4 protein-coding genes, 6 tRNA genes and 2 rRNA genes (1 of these 12 running past the window's edge) are annotated in these 6,097 nt (G+C 40.7%); all 12 read right to left on the bottom strand.

The genetic code is table 11. The features are described from left to right. Positions 1-24: 24 nt before the first annotated feature. Positions 25-100, bottom strand: a tRNA-Trp gene (locus ACZ5EP_RS06870). Positions 101-105: 5 nt separating this feature from the next. Beyond that, positions 106-182: transfer RNA gene (locus ACZ5EP_RS06875), tRNA-Gly, on the bottom strand. Between the two features lie 50 nt (positions 183-232). Next, positions 233-385 (bottom strand): 50S ribosomal protein L33, encoded by a 153-nt coding sequence (gene rpmG / locus ACZ5EP_RS06880; RefSeq protein WP_012663752.1) that lies wholly within the window; start codon positions 383-385, stop codon positions 233-235. A 30-nt stretch (positions 386-415) separates the two neighbouring features. Beyond that, entirely contained in the window at positions 416-1,615 is a 1,200-nt protein-coding gene (gene tuf, locus ACZ5EP_RS06885) for an elongation factor Tu (RefSeq protein WP_464508502.1), read from the bottom strand. Between the two features lie 63 nt (positions 1,616-1,678). Further along, positions 1,679-1,753, bottom strand: a tRNA-Thr gene (locus ACZ5EP_RS06890). A gap of 107 nt (positions 1,754-1,860) precedes the next feature. Further along, positions 1,861-1,937: transfer RNA gene (locus tag ACZ5EP_RS06895), tRNA-Gly, on the bottom strand. Positions 1,938-1,941: 4 nt separating this feature from the next. After that, positions 1,942-2,027: transfer RNA gene (locus ACZ5EP_RS06900), tRNA-Tyr, on the bottom strand. A 28-nt stretch (positions 2,028-2,055) separates the two neighbouring features. Beyond that, positions 2,056-2,132: transfer RNA gene (locus ACZ5EP_RS06905), tRNA-Thr, on the bottom strand. Positions 2,133-2,213: 81 nt separating this feature from the next. Then, positions 2,214-2,639, bottom strand: a complete 426-nt coding sequence (locus ACZ5EP_RS06910) for a hypothetical protein (RefSeq protein WP_464508504.1) — start codon at positions 2,637-2,639, stop codon at positions 2,214-2,216. Beyond that, positions 2,636-3,457, bottom strand: coding sequence for a hypothetical protein (locus ACZ5EP_RS06915; RefSeq protein ID WP_464508505.1), 822 nt, complete (start codon positions 3,455-3,457; stop codon positions 2,636-2,638). Before ACZ5EP_RS06915 ends, ACZ5EP_RS06910 begins: the two co-directional genes overlap by 4 nt. A 510-nt stretch (positions 3,458-3,967) precedes the next feature. Then, positions 3,968-4,083, bottom strand: a 5S ribosomal RNA gene (gene rrf, locus ACZ5EP_RS06920). A gap of 67 nt (positions 4,084-4,150) precedes the next feature. Further along, positions 4,151-6,097: ribosomal RNA gene (locus ACZ5EP_RS06925) — 23S ribosomal RNA — on the bottom strand (it continues 962 nt past the right edge of the window).

A 6,097-nucleotide genomic window follows, 5' to 3' on the forward strand; every position in this document is an offset into this window, starting at 1 on the left:
TTACCTCTTCCAAAAATTGGTTGATGGCAGGGCAGGAGGGACTCGAACCCCCAACAAGCGGTTTTGGAGACCGCCGCTCTACCATTGGAGCTACTGCCCTACACGTGGAGCGGGCGACGAGACTCGAACTCGCGACCCTCAGCTTGGAAGGCTGACGCTCTAGCCAACTGAGCTACGCCCGCTCATTTAGACTTGCTGAACAAGTCTAAATGAAAGGGCAAAAGCCCGGAAATTAAAGTTTAGATTCTTTGTGAACAGTGTGCTTATTACACCATTTACAATATTTTCTAACTTCAAATTTTTCTGGATGTGCTCTTTTTTCTTTTGTAGTGTGATAGTTAAATCTTCCACACTCTTGGCATTTTAGATGAATAATTTCTCTCATCTTTGTCCTTTAAAAATAAGGGGAAAACCCTTATTCGATAATTTTAGTTACAACTCCAGCACCTACAGTTCTACCACCTTCTCTGATAGCGAATCTTGTACCTTCTTCAAGTGCGATTGGAGCGATTAGTTCTACAGTTAATTTTACGTTATCACCAGGCATAACCATTTCTACACCTTCTGGAAGAATTACGCTCCCAGTTACGTCAGTTGTTCTGATGTAGAATTGTGGTCTGTATCCGTTGAAGAATGGTTTATGTCTACCACCTTCTTCTTTAGTTAATGCGTAAACTTCTGCTTCGAATTTAGTGTGAGGTGTAATTGTTCCTGGTTTAGCAAGAACTTGTCCTCTTTCAACTTCGTCTTTTTTGATACCTCTTAGAAGTACACCAACGTTGTCACCAGCTTGAGCTTCGTCCATTTCTTTTCTGAACATTTCAATACCAGTAACTTTTGTAGTTACAGTAGGTTTGAAACCAACGATATCAACATCGTCGTTTAGGTGTAAAGTACCTCTTTCAATTCTACCTGTAACAACTGTACCCCTACCAGAAATTGAGAATACGTCTTCGATTGGCATTAGGAAATCTTTTTCAGTATCTCTTTCCGGAGTTGGAATATATTCGTCAACAGCTGCCATTAGTTCAAGGATTTTATCAGCCCATTCACCTAATTGACCAGCTTTAACTTCTTCAAGTGCTTTAAGTGCTGATCCAGCTACAACTGGAGCATTGTCACCGTCGAAATCATATTCGCTAAGAAGTTCTCTAACTTCCATTTCAACTAATTCTAATAGTTCTTCGTCGTCTACCATATCCATTTTGTTTAGGAATACAACGATTGCTGGAACACCAACCTGTCTTGATAGAAGGATGTGCTCTCTAGTTTGAGGCATAGGACCATCTGTAGCTGCAACAACTAAGATAGCTCCGTCCATCTGAGCAGCACCAGTAATCATGTTTTTAACGTAGTCTGCGTGTCCTGGACAGTCTACGTGTGCGTAGTGTCTGTTTTCAGTTTCATATTCAACGTGTGAAGTATTAATTGTAATACCTCTTTCTTTTTCTTCAGGAGCATTATCGATGTTGTCATAATCTTTCATTTCAGAAAGACCTTTTTGAGCAAGAACACCAGTAATAGCTGCTGTTAAAGTTGTTTTACCGTGGTCAACGTGTCCAATTGTACCAATATTAACGTGTGGTTTGGTTCTTTGGAATTTTTCTTTTGCCATTTTATTCCTCCATTTAAAATTTTTAAAAATTAGCTCTATTAATGAACTCCAACAAGGCCTTGCTGGAGCCCATAGCCGGGATTGAACCGGCGACCTCTTCCTTACCAAGGAAGTGCTCTGCCACTGAGCTATATGGGCAAAAACACTGCTAGCAATGTTTTATAACACAAAACATTAGTAATTTCGGGAGTATATGAGCAGACAACAATTATAAGCAGTTTGCTCAGCTCCCAGTTTGTCATGACTGGAGCGGGCGACGAGACTCGAACTCGCGACCCTCAGCTTGGAAGGCTGACGCTCTAGCCAACTGAGCTACGCCCGCTCAATGGTGGTGGGGGAAGGATTCGAACCTTCGAAGGCAAACGCCAACGGGTTTACAGCCCGTCCCCTTTGGCCACTCGGGAACCCCACCAGTATAACTGGTCAAACGCTGAAATACATGGAGCCGGCGAAGGGACTCGAACCCCCGACCTGCTGATTACAAATCAGCTGCTCTAGCCAACTGAGCTACGCCGGCATCTCCAACTTGTCTTTGTGGACTGAAATTATATGCAAATTGATTTTATATGTCAAGAGTTTTTTATTATTTTTTGCAAAATTAAACTATTTTTTGCTCACAGCATTTCTTAACAGTATAATCTAATAATTTGATTAGAACACTTTTTTTACTCTTTAGTTCCATAAAACATATTTTAGTATTTTTTATTGTAACTAGATAATAACTTTCGTTATGTAATAACTTATTAATTCCAAATACTTCATCATTTTTAATTTTTTTAATTATTTTACTATCTTTAAGTATCACAATTTCACCATCTATAACGTATAATAAATCGTAATTATCTTCTATAACCTTTTTCTGATCAAATTCTTTAACGGTTATTTTTTTTATTTCTTTATCTATAACATAGTCATCAATATTTTCCAAAAACTTAACCTCTTTTTTTAAGTTTATATATTTATTGTTAGTCAGTGATAATAAAAACTCAATTTCTTCCTCTGTATATTCTGTAAATAAATTCATTCTATTACCTTTAATAGCTCATTTAAATATGAATACCAGTCGCCATTTGAACTTTTACTTGTATCTATGTGTTTTAAATAGTAATTTATAAATGTTTTTGTAGAGAACTCTCCATCAATATTTGACTCTTCAAAAAATTTTTTTATTAAATCAGATTCTGAAGCCTGCAACCATAATAACTTTTCATAATAGTACAACTTTACATTTATAATTTTTTCAAGTTTTTTAAGATGCATTTCCTTGTATTTATTAAATTTCGGTATAAACTGTTTTCTTTCATACTTTTCTAACTCTGACATTTTTTTCTTAACTTCAGAATATTCATCTTTAATTTTAGATATATAATAAATAGAATCAACATGTTTCTTTTTTAATTTTTTATACTCGGCAAGTTCTTTTTCATCTTTTGGCACTTTTTTATATCGTTTTAATTTTAATTCTGTGTCCTGTATACTTTTATTGTAACTTTCAATTTCAGTTTTAAGCATTTCGTAGCTGTTTTTTAACTCCTTGTATCTGTCAACTTCCATTAGATAATCATTAACAAACACATACTCGTCATATTCAGTCTTTTTTTTAAAATTTTGGTAATATTTATATAATGAATCGACATCACCATATAATTTAGCCGTCAATCCTCTTAATAAATTATCATCAATTTCAGACAAAAAATTTGTTGCTGTATCAATAAATCTTTTTAATTGAAGATAATTATGTTTAGGAAAAGTGAATCTATGAGTTACTAAAAAATTAAAATGATAGGTGTTTATTTTTTCAATTTCCTCAAAATAATGATCAATGAACTCATCAAGTGTCATACCCCCGCCCTTTAAAAAAAACAATATTTGTAAGATTATATTACCAAAAAAAATTACATTTAGCTGCGAATATAAGAGTAAAAAATTAAATTGGAAATTAATTTTAGAATAATAATTAAAAAATAAATTAAATATGTAATATAAATGTAAAATTTAAATTACTTGTTAACTTAAATTTTAAAACAATTATAAATGAATCTATTAGATAAATTATTTTTATTAATATATTTTAGAAAAATGATGTTGTAAAGAAAATAAATATAATAAAACAATAAAATCTAAAATATTAATAATGAATAATCAATGAACGAATACTGATTTTACACAATAAGTATAGCAAATTTATTATATATGAAGCGTAAGTTGTTTTATCTATGCATATTTAATAATAAAATAAGTTAGATAACAGGAAAAGATAGTAAATGTTAGGTGCCAGACCCTATTGGTAGTAATTTGAAAGATTAGATTGGGATGATTAGTAGGTTAAGGACTTACAGTATATACTATAAATCCTAGCGGGGACCTACTTTCCCACACCTGAAAGGTGCAGTATCATCAGCGCTGTAGGGCTTAACTGCCAGGTTCGGAATGGAACTGGGTGTTTCCCCTACGCTTTTCCCACTAGGATTGATACTATATACTATCAACTATTAACCATTGATAGTTAGCTGTTAAAAGTCTTGTCCATCACCGCAAGTAAAGCCAATCGGGTTATTAGTACTGGTCAGCTCAACCCCTTGCAGGGCTTACACCCCCAGCCTATCAAGCAGGTAGTCTTCCTGCACCCTCATGGGAAGGCTCATCTTGGAGTGGGCTTCCCGCTTAGATGCTTTCAGCGGTTATCCCTTCCGAGCTTGGCTACCCAGCACTGCCCTTGGCAGGACAACTGGTACACCAGTGGCTCGTCCAACCCGGTCCTCTCGTACTAGGGTCAGCTCTCCTCAACCTTCCTACGCCCACGGCAGATAGGGACCGAACTGTCTCACGACGTTCTGAACCCAGCTCGCGTACCGCTTTAAATGGCGAACAGCCATACCCTTGGGACCTGCTCCAGCCCCAGGATGCGATGAGCCGACATCGAGGTGCCAAACCTCCCCGTCGATGTGAGCTCTCGGGGGAGATCAGCCTGTTATCCCCGGGGTACCTTTTATCCTTTGAGCGATGGCCCTTCCACTCAGAACCACCGGATCACTAAGACCGACTTTCGTCTCTGCTCGACCTGTTTGTCTCGCAGTCAGGCTGGCTTGTGCCTTTACACTCTTCTGACGATTTCCAACCGTCATGAGCCAACCTTTGTGAGCCTCCGTTACTCTTTAGGAGGCGACCGCCCCAGTCAAACTACCCGCCAGGCACTGTCCCCCAGCAGGATTACTGCTGCGGGTTAGTAGGCAGGATATCCAAGGGTGGTATCTCAAGGGCGGCTCCACCCGAGCTGGCGCCCGGGCTTCATAGCCTCCCACCTATCCTGCACATGAATATCCCACCTACAATGCCAAGCTGTAGTAAAGGTCCACGGGGTCTTTCCGTCTTGCCGCGGGTAGGAGGAATTTTCACCTCCACTACAATTTCACTGGATCCCTCCCTGAGACAGCCCCTCACTCGTTACGCCATTCATGCAGGTCGGTATTTAACCGACAAGGAATTTCGCTACCTTAGGACCGTTATAGTTACGGCCGCCGTTTACCGGGGCTTCGGTTCACCGCTTCGCCTTACGGCTAACGGATCCCCTTAACCTTCCGGCACCGGGCAGGCGTCACACCCTATACTTCCTCTTGCGAGTTAGCAGAGTGCTGTGTTTTTGGTAAACAGTCGGCAAGAGCGCTGCGCTGCGACCCCTTTCGGCTCCACCCGCTAGGGGCTTCACCTACTCGGGGCACACCTTATCCCGAAGTTACGGTGCCAGTTTGCCGAGTTCCTTAGGGAGGGTTCTTCCACGCGCCTTAGAATACTCATCCCGCCTACCTGTGTCGGTTTGCGGTACGGGCTACTAATAGCTCAAACGCCTTAGAGGCTTTTCTCGGCACGACGGCATCACCGATTCCCCCTCCGCTCCGAAGAGCTTTGGGGGCCTGTCAGGTCTCGGCCTAGCGTGAGGCGGATTTGCCTACCTCACAGCCTACACCCTTCGAGCCACTATTCCATCAGTGACCTCGGTTAGCCCTATGCGTCCCCCCTTCGGCTCGCTATTAGTAGGTAACGGAATATTAACCGTTTTCCCATCGACTACGCCTTTCGGCCTCGTCTTAGGTCCCGACTAACCCTACACTGACGAGCATCGTGTAGGAAACCTTAGGCTTTCGGCGAACAGGATTCTCACCTGTTTTATCGCTACTCATGCCTGCATGCTCACTTGATGCCGCTCCACTGCTCCTTACCGGTACAGCTTCGACGCTGACATCAACGCTCTCCTACCACTCCAGTCCAACTGGAATCTACGACTTCGGCGGATAGCTTTAGCCCCGTTATATTTTCGGCGCTCCCCCGCTCGACCAGTGAGCTGTTACGCTTTCTTTAAAGGATGGCTGCTTCTAAGCCAACCTCCTGGTTGTCTAAGCAGGAAAACCTCCTTTTCCACTTAGCTATCACTTGGGGGCCTTAGTCGGTAGTCTGGGTTGTTCCCCTCTCGACATAGGATTTTAT

The organism is Nautilia abyssi, from assembly GCF_055388085.1.

Bases quoted from the DNA above. Each gene is read 5' to 3' on its own strand.
- rpmG (WP_012663752.1), bottom strand. From the start codon at position 385: ATGAGAGAAATTATTCATCTAAAATGCCAAGAGTGTGGAAGATTTAAC.
- tuf (WP_464508502.1), bottom strand. From the start codon at position 1,615: ATGGCAAAAGAAAAATTCCAAAGAACCAAACCACACGTTAATATTGGT.
- ACZ5EP_RS06910 (WP_464508504.1), bottom strand. From the start codon at position 2,639: ATGAATTTATTTACAGAATATACAGAGGAAGAAATTGAGTTTTTATTA.
- ACZ5EP_RS06915 (WP_464508505.1), bottom strand. From the start codon at position 3,457: ATGACACTTGATGAGTTCATTGATCATTATTTTGAGGAAATTGAAAAA.